A 24,800-nucleotide genomic window follows, 5' to 3' on the forward strand; every position below is an offset into this window, starting at 1 on the left:
CATCAGATACCGGCCAATTTCTTTTAATACCCCCTTTTTCGTTTGTTATTTTTGACATAGACTTTGCCCAAGTTACGACTTACATCGCCACCAAAGGCTGCCCGCACCCACCATGTCCAACGGCACCCGCCAGGAAGGTCACATGAACAGCATGCAACAACCCCCGTCTGCCCAGCAGGATCTCAGTCTCGATCCGTTCTGGATGCCTTTTACCGCCAATAGACAGTTCAAGGCGCGTCCACGCTTACTGGCCAGTGCCGAGGGCATGTTCTATACCGATGTGGAAGGTCGCCAGGTCATCGATGGCACCTCCGGCCTCTGGTGCTGCAACGCTGGCCATGGCCGTCGCGAGATCGCTGAGGCGGTGAGCAAACAAATCCATACCATGGACTATGCTCCCACTTTCCAGATGGGCCATCCGCTGCCATTCCAACTGGCCGAACGACTGGTCGAGCTGGCACCTGCTGGCCTGGATCGGGTGTTCTACACCAACTCCGGATCAGAGTCGGTCGATACCGCGCTAAAAATTGCCCTCGCCTACCAACGCGCTATTGGCCAAGGCACCCGTACCCGCCTGATCGGCCGTGAGCTGGGCTACCACGGCGTTGGCTTCGGCGGCATTTCAGTCGGCGGCATGGTCAATAACCGCAAGGCTTTCGGCGCATTGATACCCGGTGTCGATCACCTGCCGCACACCCTGGACCTGGAACGCAACGCCTTCACCCAAGGGCTACCGCAGTTTGGCATGGAGCGCGCGGATGCACTCGAAGCGCTGGTTACCTTGCACGGCGCAGAAAATATCGCCGCGGTAATCGTCGAGCCGATGTCAGGCTCTGCCGGGGTGATATTGCCACCCAAGGGCTACCTGAAGCGGCTGCGTGAGATCACTACCAAACATGGCATCCTGCTGATTTTTGACGAAGTGATCACCGGCTATGGCCGTGTCGGCGCACCCTTTGCTGCGCAGCGCTGGGATGTCACGCCCGACATCATGACTACTGCCAAGGGTCTGACCAACGGCGCCATCCCCATGGGTGCGGTCTTTGTCAGCAATGCCATTCACGACGCCTTCATGCAGGGCCCGCCGGGTGCCATTGAGTTTTTCCACGGCTACACCTACTCCGGTCACCCAGTCGCCGCTGCGGCGGCAATGGCAACGCTGGACATCTACGCCCGTGACGGTCTGTTGACCCGCGCTGCCGAACTGGAGAGCTACTGGGCCGAATTGCTCCATGGCCTCAAAGACCTGCCCAACGTGATCGATATTCGTAATACCGGTCTGGTCGGCGCCATCCACTTGTCAAGCCGCGAGGGTGCGCCGGGTGCGCGTGGTTATGAAGTATTCGATAGCTGCTTCTGGCACGGCGCAATGATTCGCTGCACCGGTGACATTCTGGCCATGTCACCGCCGCTGATCGCAGAAAAGCAGGATCTGGACCGTCTGATCGAGATTGTCAGCAAGGTCATCAAGCAGACCGCCTGACCCCTTATTCCCCTTATTTAATCGCCCGGCTAACGGCCGGGCATTCACTTACAACTTCTGGTGACTTTCAATGACACTGCAATTGACCCATTACATCAACGGCCAGCGCAGCGCTGCCAGCGCGCGCACCCAGGCCACCTTTGACCCCGCTACCGGGCAACAACGCGGCGAAGTCTCGCTTGCCAGCGCCAGCGAAGTAGAGCACGCCATTGCCAATGCCAAGGCGGCCTTCCCCGCCTGGGCTGCCACCACCCCGCTGAACCGCGCGCGCGTACTGTTCAAATACAAGGCTCTGCTCGAAGCCCACGCCGACGAGCTGGCCGAACTGATCACCCGCGAGCACGGCAAGGTATTCGATGACGCCAAGGGCGAGCTCACGCGCGGCATCGAAGTGGTCGAGTTTGCCTGTGGCATCCCGCACCTGCTCAAAGGTGAACACAGCGAACAGGTTGGCGGCGGCGTCGATGCATGGTCACTGAACCAGGCGCTCGGTGTGGTTGCCGGTATTGCGCCGTTCAACTTTCCGGCTATGGTCCCCATGTGGATGTTCCCCATCGCCATCGCCTGCGGCAACACCTTCATCATGAAGCCGTCCGAGAAAGACCCGAGCGTCCCTATGCGTCTGGCCGAGCTACTGACCGAAGCGGGACTGCCGAACGGCGTATTCAACGTGGTCAACGGTGACAAGGAAGCGGTCGACGTACTGCTGACGCACCCCGACGTACAAGCCGTCAGCTTCGTTGGCTCCACGCCAATCGCTGAATACATTTATGCCACTGGCTGTGCCCATGGCAAGCGCGTACAAGCACTGGGCGGCGCCAAGAACCATATGGTGGTCATGCCCGATGCGGACATCAACCAGACAGTAAACGCACTCATGGGTGCCGCCTACGGTAGCGCCGGCGAGCGGTGCATGGCCATCTCCGTCGCGGTCGCGGTCGGTGATGTCGGCGACAAACTGATTGCCGCGCTGGAGCCCAAGATCAGAGAGCTGAAAATCGGCAACGGTATGGATGCCGGTATGGAAATGGGCCCGCTGGTATCTGCCGCGCACCGCGACAAGGTCAAGGGCTATGTCGACCAAGGTGTCGCCGAAGGCGCAAAATTGGTGGTTGATGGTCGCGATGCAGTGGTCGCAGGTCACGAGCAGGGCTACTTCATCGGTGGCTGCCTGTTCGACAATGTCACCGCCGACATGGTGATCTACCAGGAAGAGATTTTTGGCCCGGTTCTGTGCGTTGTCCGCGTACCCGATTACGCCAGTGCAGTAAAACTGATCAACGACCACGAGTTTGGCAACGGCACCGCCATCTTCACCCGTGACGGTGACTGCGCTCGCCAGTTCTGCAATGAAATTCAGGTAGGCATGGTCGGCGTCAATGTGCCGATCCCGGTTCCTATGGCCTTCCACAGCTTCGGCGGCTGGAAGCGCTCACTGTTTGGTCCTCTGCACATGCACGGCCCAGATGGCGTGCGCTTCTACACCAAGCGCAAAGCCATTACCTCACGCTGGCCAACCGGCATTCGCGCAGACGCCGAATTCGCCATGCCCACCATGAAGTAAGTCAAACGCCCCGGCCATAGCGCCGGGGCTTTTCATTGCCAGACCGGAACCCGATAAATGACGATCAACAGCATCATCGATTTCGCCACCGCCGACACCCCGGCAGAACACTACCGCCCAGATGCAGCCAAAGTGCTCAAAGGCGACCCCGCGCAGAATGTGCGCAATCATTACAGCAGCCCGGACCAGCAGTTTTCTGCGGGCGTATGGGAATGTGAACCAGGGCAATGGCAGGTCAGTTACAGCGAGCACGAGTACTGTGAAATCCTTGCCGGCGAATCCATCCTGCATGACGATCAAGGCGGTAGCCGCACCGTGCGTACCGGTGATCGCTTCGTGATACCCGCCGGCTTTTCCGGTACCTGGGAGGCAGTGTCGCCGACCCGCAAGGTGTACGTCATTTTTGAACCAGCCACCAGCAACGGCCTATAGCCGCTGGCCATAGGCCGCAATTGACGCGAAGGCTACAAGCTTCTAGCTTGAAAGGTGCGACTCGCTGCGGGATGGATCCTTGATGCGCCCATTATTATGCCTTTGCCTGACCGCGCTGCTGACGCTACAAAGTCAGCAGCTGATGGCAGTAGAACCCCCAGTGGAATTCGGTTTGGCCGACTTTCCGCCCTATTTCTATGTCGATGAACAAGGCGAGCCCGCAGGCGCGGTTCGCACCCTCGCCGACGCTTTGTTCGCCGAAGCAGGGCTAAGCTACCACCTGCGCGATTATCCACCAGCTAGGCTGTATAACCGCCTCAAGAGTGGCGATACGCAGATCACCATGGCTGCCAAAGACCACCCTGAGTTCAGCGCATTCGCCTTGCAGGGCAAGCTCCCCTTGCTTAGCCTCAAACTCAACGTCTATCGGCACGTGGAAGCTCCGCCGATCCGCAACCTGCGCGACCTGGCTGGCCATAGCGTGATACTGATCGGCGCCTATACCTATGGCGCACTCAGCCAAGCGCTGCAAGACCCACAGCTAGGGGTAACCCTGACGCGAGCAGCAACCCATCAGTCCGCACTGCAAATGCTGCTGCACCGCCGGGCTGAATACCTGATCAACTATTCGGACCCCATGACCCTGCCGATGCGGACCGTCCCGCAAGGGCAAATCGTGGTAGAACCCTTGTCCCGGATCGAAGTCTATCTCTTCGTATCCAAGGCCACAGCACAGGCAGAAGCACTGCGCGATCAACTAGACGACGCCCTACTGAGGCTCAGAGAGAGCGGCGAGCTGCGGCGCATACTGGATGCCGCCCAATACGCCAACTAGCCCGCACGGGATCGGCAATTACAAAAACACTGTGGTCTGAACGTGACCAAGCAGTTACAGTTTTCGTCATCATTTGACATCAGAAAATCAAATATACCGTTCCGAACGCCGGAGACTGCCTGTTCATCTGTGCTCACCGCCCGATGCGACCGCTCCGATTCCGTTCAGCCCACCCGAGGCACAGGGACACAGTGAGGAGTCTTGCGTGATGTCGCGTTTACCGGTCATTGTCGGCTTTGGCGGATACAACGCCGCCGGCCGAAGCTCATCCCACCACGGCTTCCGCCGGATGGTGATCGAATCACTGCCCGCCGCCGAGCGCCAGCAGACACTGGTCGGCCTGGCCGTTCTGATGAAGCTGGTCCGGGTTGAAAACGAGCAGTATCTGGATGCCGACGATCAGCCTCTGAGCGAGGCCGACATCGAACAACGCTTCGGTCAGCAGATACTCGATGGCACCCTGGTGCGCCGGATTGAAAAACGCCACCTGGATGTAGACGCCGCCCACTGGCAAAAGAACCTGACCATTACCGGCGAAGCAGGCAAGCCCTTCTCCTTTATCACCTTGAGCAAGCAGCTCCCCGAGCCGTTGCCAAGCGACTGGGCGGTAGAAGCACTGAACGATACCGACGTCATGGTCACCGTTTATGACGGCTGTGACATCAAGGTCGATAGCTATCGCTCACTACCGGTCAAATCCGCCGGCCAACTGCCCAGCGGCATGGAGCCGGGTGAACTCTATGCCTCGCGCTTCCATCCACGCGGTTTGCAGCTGACCATAGTCGCTGCTACCGATGCCCTGCGCTCGGTGGGCATTGAGTGGCAAACCATCGCTGATGCAGTCGAGCCCGATCAAGTCGCCGTATTTGCCAGCAGCGCCATGAGCCAGTTGGATGAAAACAGTTTTGGCGGCTTGATGCAGTCGCGCCTCAAAGGCAACCGCGTCAGTGCCAAGCAGCTGGCTCTGGGACTCAACAGCATGCCTGCCGACTTCATCAACGCTTATATCCTTGGTAGCGTCGGTACCACGGGCGCGATTACCGGCGCCTGTGCCAGCTTCCTGTATAACCTGCAGAAAGGCAGTGACATGATCACCAGCGGCCGCGCCCGCGTGGTGCTGGTCGGCAATGGCGAGGCGCCTATTACTCAGGAGTGCATCGAGGGCTACGGCGCCATGGGCGCATTAGCCACCGAAGACGGTCTGCGCCAGGTAGGCGGTCAGGAAGAGGTCGACTTCCGTCGCGCCAGCCGCCCGTTTAGTGCCAACTGCGGGTTCACTCTGGCCGAGTCCGGCCAATTCTTTGTACTGATGGACGATGCGTTGGCCATCGAACTCGGCGCCGATATTCACGGCGCCGTGCCCGATGTCTTCATCAATGCCGACGGCTTCAAGAAGTCCATCTCGGCCCCCGGTCCGGGCAACTACCTGACCATGGCCAAGGCCGTGCACAGCGCCATGCAGATCGTCGGTCCGGACGCCGTCAAGGAACGCAGCTTTGTGCACGCACACGGCTCCAGCACCCCGGCCAACCGCACCACCGAGTCAGAAATTCTCGACCGCGTCGCCGATGCCTTTGGCATCAATAACTGGCCGGTTGCCGCAGCCAAGGCCTATGTCGGCCACTCGCTGGCCAGTGCCAGTGCCGACCAGTTGATGGCCACGCTGGGCAGCTTCCGCTATCAGATTATTCCCGGCATCAAGACCATCGATGCGGTTGCCGACGACGTGCATCAAACCCATCTGCAAATCAGCACCCAGGATGTCGATCGCCAGAGCAAGCCACTGGAAGTTGCCTTCATCAACTCCAAAGGTTTTGGTGGCAACAACGCCAGCGCACTGGTACTCGCGCCCAGCGTGGTAGAGCGCATGCTTGCCAAGCGCTATGGTGAAGCTGTGTTTGCCGATTACCGCGCCCGTCGGGAACAGACCCGCGCCAATGCCGCTGCCTACGAACAGCGTGCGCTCAAGGGCCAGCTCGATATCATCTATAACTTTGGTCAGGGCATGATCGACGAGCACGAGATTGTGATCAGCGATACGGATATCAGTATTCCGGGATTCAGTAAGAAATTGAGCTTTCGTAAGGATGAGCGGTTTAAGGATATGCTGGACTGAGGCTTGGTATTTGCGCTATCAGAGCCCTGGCCATTTTGGCTGGGGCTTTTTTGTATCGCCTATCAACATCGGTCACAGCCTCACACAATGAGCTCAACCTTGTCTTGATAGAGCGGCACGCATTTATTGAACATCTTGATTTGGACTCACTCAGCTTTTCGCCTTTAGGCGAGTCAGGGGGAGATGCTTGCCCATCTCCCCCTAACAACCCCCTAGGGCACCCAGCTGCGCGGCCCTGCGGGTTCGCTGCGTTGCTTAAGCTGCCGGGGGCCACCTAGCCGGCCGCACGCAAACTCGGCGCTGCGCGCCTCACACACCGCGAGGACCTTTTTCCCGACAGGACTGCGAGCTCAGGCGTTTCGACCCCCTTCCAAGCTTTCGAGTAACGCAGCGGTTGAGCGATTAAGCCGAGAAATTTGGGGGCGCCTAGCCTGAGGAGCATAGCGACGAGTTCCGCAGGCGCGCTAAACACCGAGTAACGCACAGAAGCAGCAGGCCAGCTTGGCTGGGGACGCCCTTGCTGGCGAAAAACATGCGTGAAAACGACAGAAATATCTAACCACCCTCTCCAAAACAGGCTTTGACCTCGGATCGCGAGAAGCAAAAGACCAACTGGCTCATCAACTTACTCTGCTGATGAGCCAATCAAGCCAGCGTGCTCAAGCACCCTCTCAAGCCGCCTCATCCAACTTCGCCAACCAGACCGCCTGCTCAACCTCCGGCAACATACTCGCGGTAATGCTGTTGCGCGCCAGCGCAATCGCCTGCTCGCGCGTCATATCCAGCGCATCCCGCACGGCGACAAAGTTGGCCAGCATGTAACCGCCAAAATAGGCCGGGTCATCGGAGTTGATGGTGACTTTCACGCCCTGATCCAACAGTTGCAGAATGTTGTGGTCCTGCATCTGCGCAAAGACTTTCAGCTTGGTGTTGGAGAGCGGGCAGACGGTGAGTGGCGTCTGTTCGGCAATCAAGCGCTCGACCAGTACCGGATCTTCTACGCAACGTACGCCGTGGTCGATACGGATGACGCGCAGCAAATCCAGCGCCTGCCAGATGTAATCTGCGGGGCCTTCCTCGCCAGCGTGAGCCACCGCCTGCAAACCCTGTTCGCGCGCCATATCGAATACCCGTACAAAGCCCTCGGGCGGATTGCCGTGCTCTGCACTGTCGAGCCCTACGGCAACAAAGTGTTCGCGCAGGGGCAAGGCTTCCTGCAGAGTCGCGATGGCTTCATCCTCGCTCAGGTGGCGCAAGAAACTGAGAATAAGCCGCGAGCTGATGCCCAGCTGGGCCTGCCCGTCAGCCAGTGCCCGGCTAATCCCCTTGAGCTGGGTCGCGATGGCAATACCCCGCTCGGTGTGCGTCTGTGGATCAAAGAAGGGCTCGACATGCACCACGCCATCGGCTGCGCAACGCTCAAGATAGGCCCAGGTCAGGTCGTAGAAATCCTGCTCGGTCTGTAGTACCCCCGCACCCTGATAGTAGATATCCAGAAAGTCCTGCAGGTTGCTGAACTGGTAAGCCGCGCGCAGTGCCTCGACGTTGGCGTAGGGCAGTTGCACACCATTACGCTCGGCCAGCTGAAACAGCAGCTCGGGCTCCAGGCTACCCTCAAGATGCAAGTGCAACTCGGCCTTGGGTAGTTGGCGTAGAAAGTCGTTATCGGCAAAGCTCATCGGCTGATTCCTGATCTAGTCTGTATAGCGCAGACGATAGGATACAGCGCGCCATGAGTCCATCCGCAAAATAACCTTAGACGGCACACCCGCAGAGTGCGCCGCCCTGAGTTAAGGCCTGACGCTTTACTTGCGCGCCTTGGCGGCAGCAATAAACGCCGCCATTTCAGCGTTCTTGGCCTCTTCGATCTTCTGCACGTTAGGGTTCTTGGCCAGCTCGGCCAGCAAGGCTTTGGCCTCAGGCAGATCAGCCAACAGGTCAACACCAAACAACTTGCCCGCCACCGCTGAGGCCAGATCAATGCTGAACAGGAACATAATGTCGGCAATGGTCATCTCACTGCCGGCAATATAAGGCGCAAACTTGGCGTGACGCTTGAGCGCGGCAATACCACCGAGCAAGTCGGCTTTGGCTTTATCCTTGACGGCCTGGTCGACCTTGCCACCAAAGAAGACTTCCATATAGCAACTGCGCGCGGGCAGCTCGATATACAGCTCGATCTCTTTCGTCAGCGCCCGTACATAGCCACGCTCGTAGGGATCGCTTGGCAACAGCGCCTTGCCGCCCTGGGTTTCTTCAATGTATTCCAGGATCACATTGGTTTCGTTAAGAAAGCCCTTGTCGGTCTCCAGCACCGGCACCTTGCCACGTGGACTGATGGCCAGGAAGGCTTCGTCCTGGCTGCCGTGCACGTGAACCATCTCGAAATCAGCACCCTTCTCCAGTAGCGCCAGCTTAACCATGTTGAAATAGTTACTGACGGCAAAGCCATGAAGCTTGATCATATTGTTTTTCTCCATTGTCCTGCGGGTATGAAATGCTGCACTCTTGTAACGCTGCACGGAAAGAATATCCAGCGCCATCATGACAATGAATGGGCTGCAAGAGATCACCCAGTGGTAAAAGCCGTTCGCGGCTTTACTAGCTAGACTGCAAGCTACTCCAACAAGAGGTAACGCCCCTATGCTGAAACCCGACGAAGTCGCCGACATCAACCTGCTTTGCCAATTCAACCTGGCCAATACGCTGGAGGGCTTGAAGATCCACAAGCACGAGGCCGATACGGCGCTGGTCGCCGCTGTTGAGCGACTCCACAAACAGGGGCTGGTAACCCAGCACGATGGCGGCTATCTGACCAGCCTGGGGCTGGACGCAGCGGAGCACGCCCAAGCGCTGCTTACCATTCTGCGCGCCGATCCAGCCTAAGCGAGGCAGCTGATGCCGCAGGCAGGTGTAATTCATCCACTGATTGACGAAGGCATTGATCGCAAGGCGCTGAATACGCTGCGCAAGCGCTTCATGGCACTCAATCAGACGCGCCTGCGGCGGGTGCTGCAAGCACTGCCAACGCGGCGGTACAACGTTCTGCAGCTGATACCGCTGTTGTTTGACGTCAACTATCACCTGCTGCCCGGCTTTGTCTCGCGTGAAACGCCCCATGGCCTGGCCGGCTATGAACCCGAGACGGCCGCGCTGCAAAGTGCCCAGGCACTGACTCGCAGCTATCAATACCGCCGTCACCCCGCCGGCTTTTTGCCGCAGATTATCGGCCTCTACCTGATGGGCAGTGGCGGTACCATTGGACAATCCGAACACAGCGACCTGGATATCTGGGTCTGCCATCAACCTGACCTGTCGGAAACGGCGCTAGCGGAGCTGACCAGCAAGTGTCAGCGGATTACCGACTGGGCGGCGACACAAGGCAGCGAAGCGCATTTCCACCTGATCAACCCAACCGAGTTCAGTAGCGGCGCGCGCAATAACGAACTCGCCGGAGAAGACTGCGGCAGCACTCAGCACTATCTGTTGCTCGACGAGTTCTACCGCACCGCCATCATGCTTGGCGGCCGTTACCCGCTCTGGTGGCTAGTCCCGGCATATGAAGAGCACCAATACGACAGCTACGCCGAGCAGCTGCTGAGCAAACGCTTTGTGCGTGGCCAGGACAGCCTGGACTTTGGCCATGTGGCCGGCGTTCCTGCTGGTGAGTTTGTCGGAGCTGGCCTCTGGCAGCTATACAAAGGGATCGACTCGCCCTACAAGTCAGTGCTCAAGTTGCTGCTGACCGAAGTGTATTCAAGCGAGCATCCGCAAGTGCGCTGCCTCAGCCTCGACTTCAAGGCCGCCATCTACAACGGCCAGCTCGATGCCGACGAGCTGGACCCCTACGTGATGCTCTATCGCCGCATTGAGCGCTACCTGTTGAACCGCAAAGAGCTGGAACGGCTAGAGCTGCTGCGCCGCTGCCTGTATATCAAAGCCAACGTGCGCCTGAGCAAACGCAGCGGTCTACTCGACTGGAAGCGTAACCTGATGGAAAAGCTGGTGCGCGAGTGGCAATGGGGCCCGCGCCAGCTACAGCAGATGGACAGCCGACAGGAGTGGCGCATTCGCGAGGTCAGCACTGAGCGGCGTCAACTGGTCAACGAGCTGACCCACAGCTACCGCCTGCTGTCGCATTTTGGCCGCAGCCATGGCGTGATCAATCAGGTTACCAGCCGCGACCTCTCCTTGCTCGGCCGCCGTCTCTACGCTGCCTTTGAGCGCAAGGCCGGCAAGATCGAGTTTATCAACCCCGGTATCAGCCCCGACCTCAGCGAAGACCTGCTGACACTGGCGCAAGCGCCAGCGACGGACTACAGCGAAGCTTACTGGAACCTGTACCAGGGCAGCCTATCCATCAACGAACTGGGCGACCACCCGCCACTCAAGCGCTCACGCCGGCTCATGGAGCTACTGGCCTGGGGACACCGCAACGGCATGATCGACAGCGCCACGCGCTTTGCGCTGTATCCCGGCGATAGCACGCTCAGCGAATTTGAACTGAGCAATTTGGTGCTCAGCCTGCAACAGCAATTTCCGCTGCCGCTGCCCGCCCTGACCGAAACGGCGTTGTCGCGTGCCAGCGAACCCTGCCATGTGCTACTGCTGGTCAACATCGGCCTCGACCCGCTACCGAGTAACAGCCAGCATAATTTGCACATGATCAGCAGTCACACCGACGCCCTGGGCTACTCCGGCATGCGTGACAACCTGATCCTCAGTATCGATCAAGTCTCGCTCAACAGCTGGAACGAAATGCTGGTAACCCACTACGAGGGCGAAGAAGCCTGCATGCAGGCGCTGTGCGACTATCTGAATCAGGGCCGCGAGCACAAACGCCTACCCGAGCTACAGGTGCGCTGTTTCTGCCGTAATCGTTCCAGCTCCATCGCGGAGCGCGTTGAAGGCCTGTTCCGCGATGCCGCTCAGCACCTGCTGGCTAACCCACCGGATCGTTTTTTGGTGCAGGTGCAGAACGGTTTCCGCCTGTTGGAGTGGCGCGACGAACAGATCAATATGATCGAGCTGGCCGATCGCCCAGCACTGCTGCGCAACCTGGGCCGCTCCCGGCCGCGTCACAGCAAGCTCGCACTGGATGCCTACGCCCTGCAGGGGCAAGACCTCGCGTTGATTCTGCAACACGAAAGACCTGGCCGCATACAGCTGTTCTATCGCATCAAAGCCAACTGGCAGGTCGAGGTGAGCTTGCTGGATGAAAGAGGCGCTCTCTGGACTCACCAACAGAGCTACCGCGACGAGCAGACTATGCTGCTGCCGCTGCTACGCTTTCTAAACGGTATCCGGTTACGCCGGCAGGTAAAAGAGAGCCTGGAAAGCAGTATCTGGGAAGGCGAAGTGCAGCTCTATGCAATCCAGCCCGCACACGACGGCAACCCTCTGCGGCTGGAAGAAAAACCCTTGCCACGCGATGGCCTGAGCGCTGACTTCTACGCGGTGCAGGCTATCGCCGAGCCCTCAGGAAAGCAGGGCTTCAACGTCACCATCTTCTGTGATCATCGGGAATTTTCCGAGCTGGAACACGGGCCGCGACTCTATGCCGAAGTCGCCAAACACATCCTCAGCCAACGCCAAAGTCGTGAAGCCTACCCCTGCTACATCACCGACCTGGACCTATCCGCCATCGATCCCGGCGAGCGCATGCAGACCGCACAATACCTACGCTACCGACAGCAGCTGGAACGCGCCTTGAACCAGGCAATGGGCGCGCTACGCTAATAGGCTAAACTGCCCGCCAACTAGCTAAAACACGCTGTCGGGCAGCGTCGCCCTATCGGGCGCATCCAACGCAGCATACTCCATACCCAGGCAGTCACAAACGCACCGCCAGGCCGGATCAACGTGGCTTAGCGAACTAAAGATACCCGCGTTAACAATCATCCCATCGAGCAGCACCAGCAAATAGCTCGCCTTGGTCGCCGCCTCTTCCACGCCCATGTCGGCCAGCAGTCTACAGAGCAGCTCCCGTACCCAGTCTTTATGCAACCGGGCCACCACCAGATAATCTTCAACCTGATGAAACTCACCCGCCGCCTTGATAAACATACAGCCGTAAAACTGACGCGAAGAAAACCAGCGCAGATGCCAATTAAACACGGCCTTAAATCGCTCAACCGGATCGGCGTACTCCGCCAACCATAGTTCCAGCGACTGCTTGAACCGCTCGTGTCGCAGCCGGAGCACCGCCTCAACCAAAGCTTCCTTGGTTGCGAAGTATTTATACAGGGTCATCTTCGACACCTGCGCCTCATCCCGAATCAGGTCTACCCCGACAGCCTGATAACCATGGCGGTTAAACAGCGTCATCGCGGTATCGAGAATGTCGTCACGCTTACCCATAAGCCTGCCCGTTGTTAAAAACGCCGCGCACGAAAAAGAAATTGTACAGATCGGTACATTTGCGTATTGTACCGATCTGTACAAACCTTAACACAAAGGCAACTCCATGCTTCACAAAATCAAAGGCACCAGCGTCTGCCCGCCCCGGCCAGACCTTATGCAGATTCTTACCGGCCTAGTTGGCGGGATTCTGGGAATTAGTGCGATTGCCTGGTTAACCCAGCTGGCTGAAGTGCCCTTGCTCATGGCCCCCTTTGGCGCTACCTGCGTACTCCTGTTCGCGGCACCCAACGCCCCGCTGGCGCAGCCACGTAATGTGATTGGCGGTCACTGTATTGCCGCGCTGGTTGGCATCGTCATCTTCCAGTTAGCTGGCAGCGGCCCGCTGGCCATGGCCATCGCCGTAGGCGTCGCTATCGCGCTGATGCAGGTCTGTCGAGCAGTACATCCGCCCGCTGGCGCTAACCCTCTGGTAATCATGCTGGCAGGCATTCACGAGTACCATTTTCTGCTCACACCCGTCCTGGCCGGTTCAGTGATCCTGGTTCTGGTGGCGCTCGTCATCAATAATGTGGGCGCCGGCAAGCGCTGGCCGAACTATTGGTTTTGAGTAGAGCGAGGCCCCAAGGCTTTCTTCAAACTAAGCCGCCAGGTTCTGCCGACTAAGGGTGTTAATCCTCGCTATCTGAGCTCGCATCTGGCTCTGTGCTTGCTTGAAGGCCTCATCGTCCATATCGCGCCAGTAGCGCGGATGACGGCCTGCGGCTTTGTCGTGTTCGACCGTGGTCGCATCGTTAACGCGGTGCTCTTCAAACAGCGGGGTATCCGGGAGTGCGTGGTTGGTATCCATGTAGTTCTGAATAAAATCCCACAGCGCACAGTGCTGATTGATATTGCGGTCGGGCGGCTGGATGTCGCCAAAGTGAATGCTGATATCCGAGTAACGATGCTCGATACTGAGCACGTTCATGGGCAAGCCCTGGCGGTCGGGGGTGGTATTAACGTAGGCATCAAACTCATGGAAAGGCGCGCGCTTTTCACTCACCTCCCCGCGGCGGTATTTGAACACCGTCACCATGCCGTTACGGCGATTGAGTTCCCATTTCGGGCCTTTCCCGGGTTTGATCCAGAGGCGTGGGAATTTGTGAGTTACCAATACCGCCAGCATCCAAGCAGAGAAACAGGGGAGGGTGGCTGAGAAAAAAACAAAACCGAACGACTCAAGAAAAACAAAAAAATAGTCCTTGTCAGCCATCAATGATTCCATAATCGCTAACAATGCGCCTAAGAATAAAAAAATAAAAAAACCAACTTTTGCAAATCCACCGAGGTATAACCAGAAATGGGTTCTACCCGCCCAGGGCGCATGCCGGTAATGCTCATGATCGCAACGATCGTGGAAATCAATATGCTCCATCGGAGCGGGCTCATAGGTTCCCTTTGCTATCTCTTGGTCGCGCTGTAAACGGTCACTTTCCAGTGACCGCAAACTCGATGGCTCTGGCATCATAAAGCTATCGGGTACGATCTCTTGGGTGTTACCCCAAGGCAGCCGCTGCCCCGCCAGCTGCTTTAATCCAGAGCGCGGTTTTCCCGGCGGCTGACGTTGCAGGTTGGCCGATGAATAGGCGGTGGTAGCATAGGGTGATTGAGTCATCAGCTGCGCAGCGCAGGATTGACTGGAACAATGGCGGTGACTTGTTTAGCGGGGGTGAACATCCATTGTTCCTGTCACTGCGCGGGAGCGGCTAGCTCTGATGCTTCGACAGCGCAGCATTTTATCCGACGCTTACAGCGGACGATGTGCGCTACTCATCAGAACGACGCGGCAGGCTGGGCTGCAAAGCCAAAAAGAGCTGGATACTGTCGACCTTGCGCACCAATACAGCCGATCAAGAGCTACCCCAGCGCTCAGGCATATATCTGGATATAGGCTTCTTCATAAGGCGTGGAATCCGGCAACTGGGCACGGATGATTTTGATTAGCTCGTTGTAGTGGGATTTGCGGCAGTAGATCTTGCGGATAGAGCGAATCATCTTGTCTTCAATTTCGGCTTGAGGGTTGTAGTAAGTAAAGCCCAAGCCAATGATCGAGCGCCGCCGAAATGCCGTTACTTTGTTGAACTCACCCCACGAGTGCACGATGTGATGATAGCTTTCATGCATCTTCCGAAACTGGCTGGACGTACCCATGCGCAGATACATCAGGCCGATCAGCCCCGGCCCCGCTATTGCTCCGATCAGCGCCGCCGGGTGCACCATCACCAGCATCAGCATCACCACTCCGGTGATCACGGCCAGCCACTTCAGCAGGGTGGGCAGCCACTCAGGGAAAGCCTTCCACTCACAGAATTCCAGCCCGGAAGCTGTCAGGCGGTAGGCGAATTTGGTTTTTTGGTGGGTCATACTCACGACGACTGACAAGAATAAAGCCCACAAGAAAATTGTAAGCAAGACCTGGCCTAGCAATGTCTTCGCCGTGTCGAACCCAAGCCAAGCAGCAAATGGCGTTACTATAAAAAATAAAGCCGCGAAAATCCCATTCGCGATATCCGTATTATAAGGCCGTGCTTTCAACGACCACTCGGCCAGCGCAGGCTCATCCTGATACTGCCATTGCAGCTGCGGCGGCAGGGTCAGGGGTTTGCGTGTAAACATCTCAGGACTCCGTGGTCGGAACAGGCAAGGTAATGCGCCGCGCTGGTGCATCTGAGCGCGAAAGTAGCTCACCGTCGATGGGCTCATCGTGCAAGGGGTTACTGATCAGTTCAGCATTTCTCGGCGCGCCTAGCAGGCTAGCTCTGAAGGTGTAACTCGCAGGTACCTGGGTATCGGGCTCCAACACGTCGGCATAGGTAACTTCCAGCTCCACGTAGGACGCGCCGCTGACCGGTATCCAGGTACGCCAATGGTAGTGGCTGGCCTCAGAAGACACTGTACGTTCACGCGGCTCGGCAAACAGCGGAGTGGGCTTGCGCGAGGCCATACTGACACTGGCCTTGCGCACCAAGACAACCTATGAAGTGATACCGCTACGCTCCCGCATAAATCTGGATATAGGCTTCTTCATAGGGCGTCGAATCCGGCAACTGGGAACGGATGATTTTGATCAGCTCGTTGTAGTGGGATTTGCGACAGTAGATGATTTCCTCCCACGGGATCATTCGGCCCTTCCCGTCTCCTCCTTCAGGGTTATACCACTCGAAATCTAAGCCAATAATCGAGCGCCGCCGAAATACCGTTACTTTTTTGAACTCATCCCACGAGTGCACGATGTGATGATAGCTTTCATGCATCTTCCGAAACTGACTGGAGGTGCCCATGCGCAGATACATCAGGCCGATCAGCCCCGGCCCCGCTATCGCTCCGATCAGCGCCGCCGGGTGCACCATCACCAGCATCAGCATCACCACCCCGGTGATCACGGCTAGCCACTTCAGCAGGGTGGGCAGCCACTCAGGGAAAGCCTTCCACTCACAGAATTCCAGACCTGATGCCGTCAGGCGGTAGGCGAACTTTGTTTTTTGGTGGGTCATGCTGAGAATCATCGAGCCAAATAAAAGCACACCAAACAGTGTAAGAAATAGCTGCCAAAAAAGTGTTTCCGCAGAATCAAATCCTAACCATATAGCCAGCGGCAGAGCTATCATAAAAACCGCAACGCACAACCCATTTGCAATATCCGTATTATAAGGCCGTGCCTTCAGCGACCACTCGGCCAGCGCAGGCTCATCCTGATACTGCCATTGCAGCTGCGGCGGCAAGGTCAGGGGTTTGCGTGTAAACATCTCAGGACTCCGTGGTCGGAACAGGTAAGGTAATGCGCTGCGCTGGTGCACCTGAGCGCGACAGTAGCTCACCGTCGATGGGCTCATCGGGAAAACCGGGGGCAGATGAACATTTCCAGCTGAACCGCCCCAAGGCTAATTGCCCCGTGGGCAAAGGCAAAGGCGAGAGAAACAGTGTTTCCGTCATACCTTGTGTACGAATCTCGCCTACTTTCGGGCGCACGCTTAGATCAACACTGCTCTCATCGGCGTCACTTTCATCCTTACGCTTAAATAGCCTATTGAACATTTGCGGCCTTCGGCACGATAAAGCTATCTAGCACAGCATCTTGTGTATTACCCCAAGGTAGCCGCTGCCCCACCAGCGGTTTTAATCCAGGGCGCGGCTTGTCCGCCGGATGACGTTGCAGGTTGGCCGATGAATAGGCGGTGGTAGCATAAGGGGATTGAGTCATCAGCTGCGCGGCGGTGGGTTTCCTAGAACAATGGCGGTGACTTGTTTAGCGGGGGTGAACATTCGTTGTTCCGGAGCGGCTAGCTCTGATGTCATGACAGCGCCGGGTTTGAGCCGACGCTCGCAGTATGCGGTGTGCACCAAGAATCAGGCAGACTACTCGTCCCCCACTTCACGTCGTGCTGCTGCGAACACCGCAGCCATAGACGCGTTTGGCTGCTTGGCCCATATGCGTTTGGCTGCAGCACTCTGGCGCTTCAACAATTCGCTTGGTTTAGCCCATTGCTCCTTGGGTAATGGCTCTGACCATTGCGCCATTTTTTTCGGAATTGAAGTCTTGGGGCGGCGTTGCAACCAGAGCGCTTCGCGCTGTGCGAGAAAGGCAGGTAGAGACCACAGCGTCATTATATGATAGAGATACCAGCCGAAAACCATCCAGAGACCTACCTCACCCTCGCGGTAGCGTCGATGCAACCGGCGACGGGCATTACGAAAAGTATGCAGCCCCTCATAGGGAGGATCGCCAGGGTTACGTAGCTCCTTCTCACAATGAATATCTTCAAGACTATGTACTTCATATTCCATGTACGCTCGTATTGCTTCCCACGTACTGATTGCGAGTGGAATAGCGGAAGTAGGGTATTCAAGAAGACAGTCGCTACCGCTAGTCTCATCGTGGAAGCCAATTCCCATGGCGTATTGACGTTGAACGCCGTACTGGGTCACGCCCTGCGCTTCCGTGGTCCAAACAGCCAAGCTTTCCCAGGGTACGATATAGGCTTTAATACCCCCCTCTGGCACAAAACACACTTCGCGGCGTTGACGGTTGAAACGAGGGGCGACGAGCCCCTGCTCCTTGATACGACTAAAATACCAAGTAAGTATGCAGATCAGAAAAATAATAATGCAACTGAAAGTGGCTACACCGACAAACCCAGTATAGGTGTTATAGAAAAAGTCCTTAGCGTCAAACCAAGTACCACCAAGCAAAAGTGTACCTCCTCCAGCTATCAGAGGAAGTATCAACACAAACAAAGCAAATAACGTAAGAGGTCCGCCAAGTATCATCTGCCATGAAAATAACGTGGCTCGACCAGAGCCATACACTAGGTAAGTATCATTAAGACTTCCGACAACTTCTTCATAGTCTATCGGGGCCTGCTGGGTTGGGAGAGGTAAGGGGGCCAAATACGTAATAACACCCGAGAGAAATGGCTGCCTATCACCCGCCTTCGGGTTATGTTTAAGGTACTCGTGCGCTGCGGGCTTGTTACGTTTGGTCATCACTGAGCCTGCTGTGTGAGGAAGTACGGATCCACAACCCTTTTGGGGGCTTGTTCGCCTTTTGCACGGAGCTCGGAAGTCGAGTAGCTACCTTCAGTAAGAGTCCTTAAGCGAATGCTGTGCTCTTGGGGAATGTAGCTACCCTCCTGATCAAGTATCTCAATGCGAACGACTATAACTAAGTCAAGTTTAGCCGTACTTTCCGGGAAAGCGGAGCTGGTGATCGTTAATTGTAACGGCCCAGAATTGCTCATCGCTGTATTCATGACTATATCTTCACTAATTGGCTGCCAATGCTCTACTTCTCTTCGCCCCTCCTTACGAACCTGATAGCCAGCCAAGGACAATTGTACCAGCGCCGGGTTATTTTCAACCTTAAGCAATGATTCTCGGCTCAGGCCCGGCAACTGAATGCCAACCTCTACTCCCTGATATACCCCGATAGCGCTGCTCAGCCAATTACCCTGACTGACATGGCGCAGCTCAGCAACAGGCGCGCTCAAAATCGCTTGAAGCTGGTTCTGATACTCAGCTAGGGGGAGGTTATCGCGCTTATCCAAATCACGGCTCCACGGCGTTGTTTGTAGCCAGGCGTCGTGGCGACTGAGATTGTTCCAGTTGTACCACCAAGTACCGCCCAGCTCGAGCACAGTAAAGATGGCGCCTACAAGGTTAACGCGTAAAAAAACGGATGATAGCCTTAACCCTGCTACAGCCCAAGATGTGCCACGCATGACAGCTAAACCCGCATGCGCGCTGTTATACAGCCCGTACCCACTAGCGCCGGCTATACCAGCGGCACCAACCATGGCCGTGGTGGCTCCATACTGCGCCGCACGGTTACCAGACCTTAGTGCCGCTATCAAATTGGCATGATGCCGCCCTACGGAATAAACTGCAGTTATAAGCATGGCACCATATCCCACCAACCCCAACCCCAAATGCAGCTTACCCAACAACAACTTCACATTCCTTGCGGAATAGTATTTCAAACTACTTTCCAATGCGACAATGCGAGCATTGAGCGCAGTATTCGCAATTGACTGAGAAGCCATAAAACCTGACGCCGCGGTAGAAGCTATAGCCGATCTGAAGTCAGACCATTCTCTGTTATGTTCACCCTGTTCCATTGTTTCGCGCCAGACATGTATCAAGTTGGCTGCTTGAAGAACCGCTATCAACACCCCAACCCCGTCGCCCAGCATTCCAGCCGGACCCGCTTGAGCGTAGCCTCGCCCCAGATTACGCCAAATGCCGGTGACTGCCTCGTGCTGCGAACCAGATAATAATAAGGTGAGGCCAGGGTGCCCCACGCTACTAGGGCTAATGCGAACGTTGGAGTCGGGTACTTTGGAAATAGGTGTCAGCTTTCCGAGCAGCCTACTCTCAAGCGTACGACGCAGATCTCTGGCCTCTTTGAACTCATCCAGTGCCTGCTGAGCTGCTGGAGATTGATGCCCAGAGTTCTTTTTGGCTTCGGTATGCCTCTTGCGAAGTCTTGCCTGTTCAGCTTGGGCCGCAAACACATCATTAATTTCTTGCCGCAGGGCAGCCAAATCATCTGCGTCTCCTACGGTAAAGGTAACACCCTCTTTGCGTGAAATATCAAACATCCGCTTGACAGTAGCTGGGGGGAGGCTGTCAAACAGTTCCTCCATAGAAGGGATTTGCTCAAGATGGGTGGCTTGCAACGCCTGTTCTACCGACCGGGAGAACCCATATGCCAGTGCAGGAGTCAGGGTATCGTGGGCGCTTTGTCCAAGAACGCGCGCACTTTCCGGCAGCTCATCCAAGGCAGGAAGAAACGGTCGTTCAATCTCCCGCAGTTTATTAACCCACTCCGGAGTAAGAGTTATCAGCTTGTAGGCCGCATCGTTCAAAGTAGCCAAGTTAGTACTTAACGTAATTTGGTCCGCTAAGGGTAGTGTGAAAAAGAGTGGCCGATCATAGTCCGGGTTCTGCTCAAGCCAGCCACTAATGGCTTCCATAGCATTGTCATTGCGGCAAATGTCTTTGAAACACGCATACTGAGCACTAAAAGCCAAGCCTATTTGCCTAGCCTCATGAAGGTCGTAATACCAGGCTGCATCATGAAAGCGGTTATTACTAATCATCTGCAAGCGATCAGCCGTTATGGACTCCAGCAGTCTATCCCAGCGATTTAGGTTTGCGCGGTGGCGTTCTAGCACAGCATCCATAGACGGTCTGTCGATAAGATCGTTGATGCCTCGCTGGCCAAAATCAGCCCCAGAGAGAACACTTTGAACCCGCTTATTATGTTCTTTCTTGACCTGAATTATCGTCTGTCTATGCGTCTCAACAAAGGTTGGATCAGCACCTTCCATACATTGAGCGAAGTAATAGTCCTCGACAGCATCCACTTTTTGCTGGCCCAGACGAAGTGCGTTTGATGGATTGATTTCTCGATCGATTTCTCTAATTCTAGCTTTAAGATCAGCGGGCAGAGTTGGATCATTGACTCTAGGCAACCGACCGTTGTTGCTGCCTACATTCAGCCAATCAATCAAGCTTTGTCTTGTTTGCTCTTGCTGAGGATCTAGAAGTTTTTTCAGATCCTCAAACATGACTTGAACGTCAGGCAGGTCGGAAAATTCCGCTATTTGGTCTAACCCCTGCTGAGTCATCAGCGATAGCGAATCGATATAGCACGCGAGCATGTAGTCTCGCTTATTGGTCCCAGGCTGCTCGCCTCCACTTTCCCAGTCGTCGATCCAGGTGACCACCTCATTCTGGAAATTAGCCAAGTCGCGCATCACCCCAATATCATCCCTGACAATCAGGCAGAGCGAGTCATCCTTGTACTCGTTCAGCACCTGTTTTTTTAGGGAATCAACAGAAGTTTCTTGGAATAGGCCTCGTGGCTCCCAAAGATAAGGCAGGTTTTCGTCAGGATGGGCCCCTTCAGGCAGCTCGGGTGCCTCTGTTTCTTGCTTACTTTCAGCCGCTTCCGCCAGCCAACGCTCGGCCTCCTCCCACGTCATCAAGTGAGCGCCACCCGTTGCGGGGTTTGCGCTCCCCGGATTGATCTGCTGCATGAACCTGGCACGGTCTGCGGGACTGCCAATGACCTGCGAGCACTTGGCGGCGGTCCATTGCACCTCGGAGTAAGCAACATGCAACATGCTTTGGCGAGGAAACACCAGCTTGGCCGGTCCGATATTGTTTGTGCGGGTATTTGAACGAACTTCTGCGTCTTGCCATAGCAGTTTACTTAGAGCGCCATCGCTTACCTCATATTCATGTAAGAAGCCGGTTTCTTCTTCGATAACGTACAGAAAGCCATCGCGGAGAAGGCGAATCCCCAATGGGCGCGACTCCAGCTCATAAGGCATTACCACTTCGCTACTAGGATCAAGCGTCTCGACCAGACCGTAGCGCAAAGGCAAAAGCTGCAGCTTCAGATTCATGAGAGGACACGCAGCCGTCGCGGCCCTGCTATCATTGCAACTTCTTGCGCTTGCTGCCTCATTGGCTGGGCTTTGGCGGGGTGGTTGCTGCGCTGTCATACAGGATTCCTTTCCAGCAATGCCACTCTCGACTCTGCAAGGTTGGCTGCGTGCTCAATACGTTGTGAGGGTGATTGCGGGCCTACTCTGGTTACTAGCTCTGCGATATCCGGGTGACGTTCAAGAACATCCCAGCCCAGAAAACCAAATACGTTGGCATACAAGGCTATATCCCGTTCGCTGGTAAAACCCGTCTGATAGGCCTGATCTGCCAGCTGATGAACTCTGCCCCACTGTTCTGAATCAGGTACTGCGGATAAAAAATGCGGGAAATACTTATTGATATGGCTCTGGAGCCATTGAACTGTTTGCCGGAAATCAACCTCACCAAGTGCAGCAAGCTCCGCTTCGCTCAATCGATATGGCAACCTGCTCAATACCATTTCAGTGCTTGGCCGCTGGTGCGAAAGCCAAGAAAGACTTGCTGAATCATAAGCTCGCAATTGGTCAATTGGGCCAAATAGCTCGGAATGATTATTCTCTGCTGCAAGCCCGAACAAAGCATTCGCCACTGCAGGATCGGCTAAGCGCAGTAGCATAGATTGGCCCAACGGATGCTCGACACTTATCAGCTTACGAAGGTGCTGGACTACCTCTTCGCTTTCCTTTGAGCTAAATATCAGATAACCCCACTCCTGCGATTGATTCGCCAAAAACTCATTAAGAATAGCGTCATTTTTACCATGCAGCTTAACCAGAAACGGAGACACATCGCTTAATTCGACCCAGGGTGTTTCCAGGTAAAGCACTTCGTATTCGGGCGAATCTGACCATTCATAAATTTTTCTTGGCAAGGCTTCTACGCTGATTCCATCGAGCAGAAGGTAGCTATTTAAATGCCATGATCCACCGCTCAGTGCTTCATCATGCATTGGCAGCTCCTTCTTTCGCCGCTTCGCAGATCGCGCAAAGAGGCTTCTTCTGCATGAGAGCTTGCCTCTGGTTTACTACCAGCAGCTTACCCGCCTCACTCACATCCACAGCCGCCGCAGCCCCCGGCAACGCCGGTGCTGCCCCGCTGCCCTTGCCCGGACTACCGCCCGAGTTGATCTTAACGCTGGGCCCGACCAGGGTGACACCGCTGGGGTCTAGCTTTACGAAGCTGCCGCCGACCTTGAAGGTGATTTCCATACCCGCTTCGAGCACCACTTTCATGCCGCTGGAGAGATGGATTTCGCTGCCCGCTTTGACCAGTTGGCTGTCGCCGAGTTTGACGTGCTGGCTGGTGCCGACGGTCAGGTGATCATTGGCCTTGACCTCGGTCTTGCGCTCACTGTGGGTGGTGCGGTGCTCTTCGGCCTTGAACTCGCTGTAGCTGTTGGCCTCGACGGTGTCGTGGCGTTCGTTGCCCACGCGCACCGTCTGGTTGTGCTCGATGTTTTCGTCCCAGTCTTTCTGCGCGTGCAGGTAGATCTGTTCTTCGCCCTTTTTGTCCTCGATGCGCAGTTCGTTGTAACCACCGCCACCGGGGCTGCTGAGGGTTTTGAATACGCTGCGGGTTTTGTGCGCAGGTAGCTCATATGGGACTTCGTGTTCTTTGTGGTACAGGCAGCCGGTGACCAGCGGTTGGTCGGGGTCGCCTTCCAGGAAGGTGATGAGCACTTCCATGCCGACTCGGGGAATGGCAACGCCGCCGTAGCGGTCGCCCGCCCAGCTAGAGGCAACGCGCAGCCAGCAGCTGGTTTTGTCATCAGCTTGGCCTTCGCGGTCCCAGTGGAACTGCACTTTTATGCGGCCGTACTGGTCGCAGTGAATCTCTTCGCCCTGCGGGCCGGTGACCACGGCGCTTTGGCTGCCCAGTACTTTGGGCTTGCGGTGGTTGAGCTGCGGGCGCCAGATGATCTGCCAGGGTGTGGCTTTGAAGTGATTGCGGTAGCCCTGGGTGAAGCCATCACTGGTTTTGACGTCGCTGGTGACGCCTTCTTCCAGCACTTGCGGCTGTTTGCCTTCGTGGTGGATTTCGGTCAGCAGCCAGAGGTCGTTCCAGTCGGCGCGGGCGTGGCCACTGAGTGGCATAAAGTGACCACTGCGCAGTTGTGGCTGGTCGCTCAGCCCGTCGGCCAGTTGCTGTTCGGCGCGGTGGCGTTCGAGGTTGATCTGGCTGAGTTGTTTGCCACGCTCGCGGTCGGTGAAGCGGCCGGGGTAGTCGTAGTCTTCCAGATCGGGCTCGAGGGCCTTTTGTTGATCCTGTTCGGGGTCTGCCGGCGTTTTGTACGCGGCTTCCATCAGCAGGCGCGGTTTTTCAAAGTCGTAGTCGCGGCGGGTGACGCGGCTGGGCCGGGTTTCTACCCGCAGGCCGAAGCGTTTGACCACGGGCTCGTCGGCGACCATGCCGGTGCCCTGGCTGTAACCGATCTGGGCCAGTTGCGGGAAGGTAGTCTGGTCGTCACCAAAGACGATGACGTGGCCTTCGCGGCTGTGTTCAAAGTGGTAGTGCAGGCCTTCTTCTTCGCACAGGCGCTGGATGAAGTGCAGGTCGGTTTCGTCGTACTGGGTGCAGTAGATGCGTTCAGGGTAGCTGGCGTTGAGTTGAAAACGGTAGGCGTCGCCCTGAATGCCATGTTCTTCCAGCAGGCGGCTGATGATGTCTTGCACGGTGAGGTGCTGGAAGATGCGTTGATTGGTTCTGTGCGCCAGGTAGCTAAGCTGGGGGCGCAGGCAGAGGTGATACCGGGTGAGGCGTTTGCCGGCTTCGCCCTGGGCGAGTCGGTCGATAAAGCCGTGGATGCCAGCACCCTGGCCCATGTCGAGATAGGCGGTGTGATGCAGCAGCGAGCCCAGGTCGATGTCGGGCTGTTCGCTGATCAGTTCCAGTTCAAAGGCAAAGGGTTGGTTGAGGGCCTCTTTACCGGTAAAGGCCAATACCTTGAAATCGTGGGCAGCGCCGTCGATGTGTAGGGTGAAGGCTGCTTCATTGGCTGGGGAGAACATCCGTTGTTCCTTTCGCTGAACTGGTG

20 protein-coding genes are annotated in these 24,800 nt (G+C 56.4%); 8 read left to right on the plus strand and 12 right to left on the minus strand.

Going from position 1 to position 24,800, the window contains the following annotated elements:
* Nucleotides 1-151: 151 nt before the first annotated feature.
* The 5 genes from EF096_RS09645 (at nucleotide 152) to EF096_RS09665 (ending at nucleotide 6,430) form a co-directional block, all read left to right on the plus strand.
* Nucleotides 152-1,483, plus strand: a complete 1,332-nt coding sequence (locus EF096_RS09645) for an aspartate aminotransferase family protein (protein ID WP_177412329.1) — start codon at nucleotides 152-154, stop codon at nucleotides 1,481-1,483.
* A 70-nt stretch (nucleotides 1,484-1,553) separates the two neighbouring features.
* A complete protein-coding gene (locus EF096_RS09650) occupies nucleotides 1,554-3,047 on the plus strand; it encodes a CoA-acylating methylmalonate-semialdehyde dehydrogenase (protein ID WP_123889414.1) in 1,494 nt (497 codons plus the stop codon).
* Between the two features lie 57 nt (nucleotides 3,048-3,104).
* Nucleotides 3,105-3,479, plus strand: coding sequence for a cupin domain-containing protein (locus EF096_RS09655; RefSeq protein WP_123889415.1), 375 nt, complete (start codon nucleotides 3,105-3,107; stop codon nucleotides 3,477-3,479).
* A gap of 82 nt (nucleotides 3,480-3,561) precedes the next feature.
* Nucleotides 3,562-4,314 (plus strand): substrate-binding periplasmic protein, encoded by a 753-nt coding sequence (locus EF096_RS09660; RefSeq protein ID WP_123889416.1) that lies wholly within the window; start codon nucleotides 3,562-3,564, stop codon nucleotides 4,312-4,314.
* A 208-nt stretch (nucleotides 4,315-4,522) separates the two neighbouring features.
* The gene (locus EF096_RS09665; RefSeq protein WP_123889417.1) at nucleotides 4,523-6,430 is read left to right on the plus strand and encodes a beta-ketoacyl synthase; all 1,908 of its coding nucleotides are present in this window, start codon (nucleotides 4,523-4,525) and stop codon (nucleotides 6,428-6,430) included.
* Nucleotides 6,431-7,101: 671 nt separating this feature from the next.
* Here the strand turns inward: EF096_RS09665 and EF096_RS09670 are convergent.
* Together EF096_RS09670 and EF096_RS09675 are read right to left on the minus strand one after the other, a co-directional pair.
* Nucleotides 7,102-8,109, minus strand: a complete 1,008-nt coding sequence (locus EF096_RS09670) for an adenosine deaminase (RefSeq protein ID WP_123889418.1) — start codon at nucleotides 8,107-8,109, stop codon at nucleotides 7,102-7,104.
* Nucleotides 8,110-8,235: 126 nt separating this feature from the next.
* Nucleotides 8,236-8,895 (minus strand): glutathione S-transferase family protein, encoded by a 660-nt coding sequence (locus tag EF096_RS09675; RefSeq protein WP_123889419.1) that lies wholly within the window; start codon nucleotides 8,893-8,895, stop codon nucleotides 8,236-8,238.
* Between the two features lie 178 nt (nucleotides 8,896-9,073).
* Here EF096_RS09675 and EF096_RS09680 point away from each other — a divergent pair, with 178 nt between their 5' ends.
* Entirely contained in the window at nucleotides 9,074-9,316 is a 243-nt protein-coding gene (locus EF096_RS09680) for a TIGR02647 family protein (protein ID WP_123889420.1), read from the plus strand.
* A gap of 12 nt (nucleotides 9,317-9,328) precedes the next feature.
* Nucleotides 9,329-12,169 carry a class I adenylate cyclase gene (locus tag EF096_RS09685; protein WP_123889421.1) on the plus strand — a complete coding sequence of 947 codons (2,841 nt, stop codon included), beginning with the start codon at nucleotides 9,329-9,331 and terminating at the stop codon, nucleotides 12,167-12,169.
* Nucleotides 12,170-12,193: 24 nt separating this feature from the next.
* On the opposite strand, the gene EF096_RS09690 is transcribed toward EF096_RS09685, so the two are convergent.
* Entirely contained in the window at nucleotides 12,194-12,790 is a 597-nt protein-coding gene (locus tag EF096_RS09690; RefSeq protein ID WP_123889422.1) for a TetR/AcrR family transcriptional regulator, read from the minus strand.
* A 106-nt stretch (nucleotides 12,791-12,896) separates the two neighbouring features.
* Between EF096_RS09690 and EF096_RS09695 the strand changes: the two genes are divergently transcribed.
* A complete protein-coding gene (locus EF096_RS09695; RefSeq protein ID WP_123889423.1) occupies nucleotides 12,897-13,400 on the plus strand; it encodes an HPP family protein in 504 nt (167 codons plus the stop codon).
* A 30-nt stretch (nucleotides 13,401-13,430) separates the two neighbouring features.
* Here the strand turns inward: EF096_RS09695 and EF096_RS09700 are convergent, their stop codons facing one another.
* From EF096_RS09700 to EF096_RS09740, 9 genes are all read right to left on the minus strand, one after another.
* Nucleotides 13,431-14,447, minus strand: a complete 1,017-nt coding sequence (locus EF096_RS09700) for a hypothetical protein (RefSeq protein ID WP_123889424.1) — start codon at nucleotides 14,445-14,447, stop codon at nucleotides 13,431-13,433.
* 254 nt (nucleotides 14,448-14,701) lie between these two features.
* The gene (locus EF096_RS09705; RefSeq protein WP_123889425.1) at nucleotides 14,702-15,448 is read right to left on the minus strand and encodes a hypothetical protein; all 747 of its coding nucleotides are present in this window, start codon (nucleotides 15,446-15,448) and stop codon (nucleotides 14,702-14,704) included.
* Between the two features lies 1 nt (nucleotide 15,449).
* Nucleotides 15,450-15,797 (minus strand): hypothetical protein, encoded by a 348-nt coding sequence (locus EF096_RS09710; RefSeq protein ID WP_123889426.1) that lies wholly within the window; start codon nucleotides 15,795-15,797, stop codon nucleotides 15,450-15,452.
* A gap of 25 nt (nucleotides 15,798-15,822) precedes the next feature.
* Nucleotides 15,823-16,578 carry a hypothetical protein gene (locus tag EF096_RS09715; protein ID WP_123889427.1) on the minus strand — a complete coding sequence of 252 codons (756 nt, stop codon included), beginning with the start codon at nucleotides 16,576-16,578 and terminating at the stop codon, nucleotides 15,823-15,825.
* A 1-nt stretch (nucleotide 16,579) separates the two neighbouring features.
* On the minus strand, nucleotides 16,580-16,867 hold the full coding sequence (locus EF096_RS09720) for a hypothetical protein (RefSeq protein ID WP_123889428.1): 288 nt from the start codon (nucleotides 16,865-16,867) through the stop codon (nucleotides 16,580-16,582).
* Between the two features lie 321 nt (nucleotides 16,868-17,188).
* Complete coding sequence (locus tag EF096_RS09725; protein ID WP_123889429.1) at nucleotides 17,189-18,316, minus strand: hypothetical protein; 1,128 nt, start codon at nucleotides 18,314-18,316, stop codon at nucleotides 17,189-17,191.
* The gene (locus EF096_RS09730) at nucleotides 18,316-21,744 is read right to left on the minus strand and encodes a toxin VasX (RefSeq protein ID WP_123889430.1); all 3,429 of its coding nucleotides are present in this window, start codon (nucleotides 21,742-21,744) and stop codon (nucleotides 18,316-18,318) included. Before EF096_RS09730 ends, EF096_RS09725 begins: the two co-directional genes overlap by 1 nt.
* Nucleotides 21,745-21,839: 95 nt before the next feature.
* Nucleotides 21,840-22,715 (minus strand): DUF4123 domain-containing protein, encoded by an 876-nt coding sequence (locus EF096_RS09735; RefSeq protein ID WP_123889431.1) that lies wholly within the window; start codon nucleotides 22,713-22,715, stop codon nucleotides 21,840-21,842.
* A complete protein-coding gene (locus tag EF096_RS09740; protein WP_123889432.1) occupies nucleotides 22,708-24,774 on the minus strand; it encodes a type VI secretion system Vgr family protein in 2,067 nt (688 codons plus the stop codon). Before EF096_RS09740 ends, EF096_RS09735 begins: the two co-directional genes overlap by 8 nt.
* Between the last annotated feature and the right edge of the window lie 26 nt (nucleotides 24,775-24,800).

It is taken from the genome of Pseudomonas neustonica (genome assembly GCF_003797945.1).
Classification (GTDB): domain Bacteria; phylum Pseudomonadota; class Gammaproteobacteria; order Pseudomonadales; family Pseudomonadaceae; genus Halopseudomonas; species Halopseudomonas neustonica.

What these genes read in the sequence shown, in the direction of transcription:
- EF096_RS09645 (WP_177412329.1), top strand. Translation starts at nt 152, where the DNA reads ATGCAACAACCCCCGTCTGCCCAGCAGGATCTCAGTCTCGATCCGTTC.
- EF096_RS09650 (WP_123889414.1), top strand. Translation starts at nt 1,554, where the DNA reads ATGACACTGCAATTGACCCATTACATCAACGGCCAGCGCAGCGCTGCC.
- EF096_RS09655 (WP_123889415.1), top strand. Translation starts at nt 3,105, where the DNA reads ATGACGATCAACAGCATCATCGATTTCGCCACCGCCGACACCCCGGCA.
- EF096_RS09660 (WP_123889416.1), top strand. Translation starts at nt 3,562, where the DNA reads ATGCGCCCATTATTATGCCTTTGCCTGACCGCGCTGCTGACGCTACAA.
- EF096_RS09665 (WP_123889417.1), top strand. Translation starts at nt 4,523, where the DNA reads ATGTCGCGTTTACCGGTCATTGTCGGCTTTGGCGGATACAACGCCGCC.
- EF096_RS09670 (WP_123889418.1), bottom strand. Translation starts at nt 8,109, where the DNA reads ATGAGCTTTGCCGATAACGACTTTCTACGCCAACTACCCAAGGCCGAG.
- EF096_RS09675 (WP_123889419.1), bottom strand. Translation starts at nt 8,895, where the DNA reads ATGATCAAGCTTCATGGCTTTGCCGTCAGTAACTATTTCAACATGGTT.
- EF096_RS09680 (WP_123889420.1), top strand. Translation starts at nt 9,074, where the DNA reads ATGCTGAAACCCGACGAAGTCGCCGACATCAACCTGCTTTGCCAATTC.
- EF096_RS09685 (WP_123889421.1), top strand. Translation starts at nt 9,329, where the DNA reads ATGCCGCAGGCAGGTGTAATTCATCCACTGATTGACGAAGGCATTGAT.
- EF096_RS09690 (WP_123889422.1), bottom strand. Translation starts at nt 12,790, where the DNA reads ATGGGTAAGCGTGACGACATTCTCGATACCGCGATGACGCTGTTTAAC.
- EF096_RS09695 (WP_123889423.1), top strand. Translation starts at nt 12,897, where the DNA reads ATGCTTCACAAAATCAAAGGCACCAGCGTCTGCCCGCCCCGGCCAGAC.
- EF096_RS09700 (WP_123889424.1), bottom strand. Translation starts at nt 14,447, where the DNA reads ATGACTCAATCACCCTATGCTACCACCGCCTATTCATCGGCCAACCTG.
- EF096_RS09705 (WP_123889425.1), bottom strand. Translation starts at nt 15,448, where the DNA reads ATGTTTACACGCAAACCCCTGACCCTGCCGCCGCAGCTGCAATGGCAG.
- EF096_RS09715 (WP_123889427.1), bottom strand. Translation starts at nt 16,578, where the DNA reads ATGTTTACACGCAAACCCCTGACCTTGCCGCCGCAGCTGCAATGGCAG.
- EF096_RS09720 (WP_123889428.1), bottom strand. Translation starts at nt 16,867, where the DNA reads ATGTTCAATAGGCTATTTAAGCGTAAGGATGAAAGTGACGCCGATGAG.
- EF096_RS09725 (WP_123889429.1), bottom strand. Translation starts at nt 18,316, where the DNA reads ATGACCAAACGTAACAAGCCCGCAGCGCACGAGTACCTTAAACATAAC.
- EF096_RS09730 (WP_123889430.1), bottom strand. Translation starts at nt 21,744, where the DNA reads ATGAATCTGAAGCTGCAGCTTTTGCCTTTGCGCTACGGTCTGGTCGAG.
- EF096_RS09735 (WP_123889431.1), bottom strand. Translation starts at nt 22,715, where the DNA reads ATGCATGATGAAGCACTGAGCGGTGGATCATGGCATTTAAATAGCTAC.
- EF096_RS09740 (WP_123889432.1), bottom strand. Translation starts at nt 24,774, where the DNA reads ATGTTCTCCCCAGCCAATGAAGCAGCCTTCACCCTACACATCGACGGC.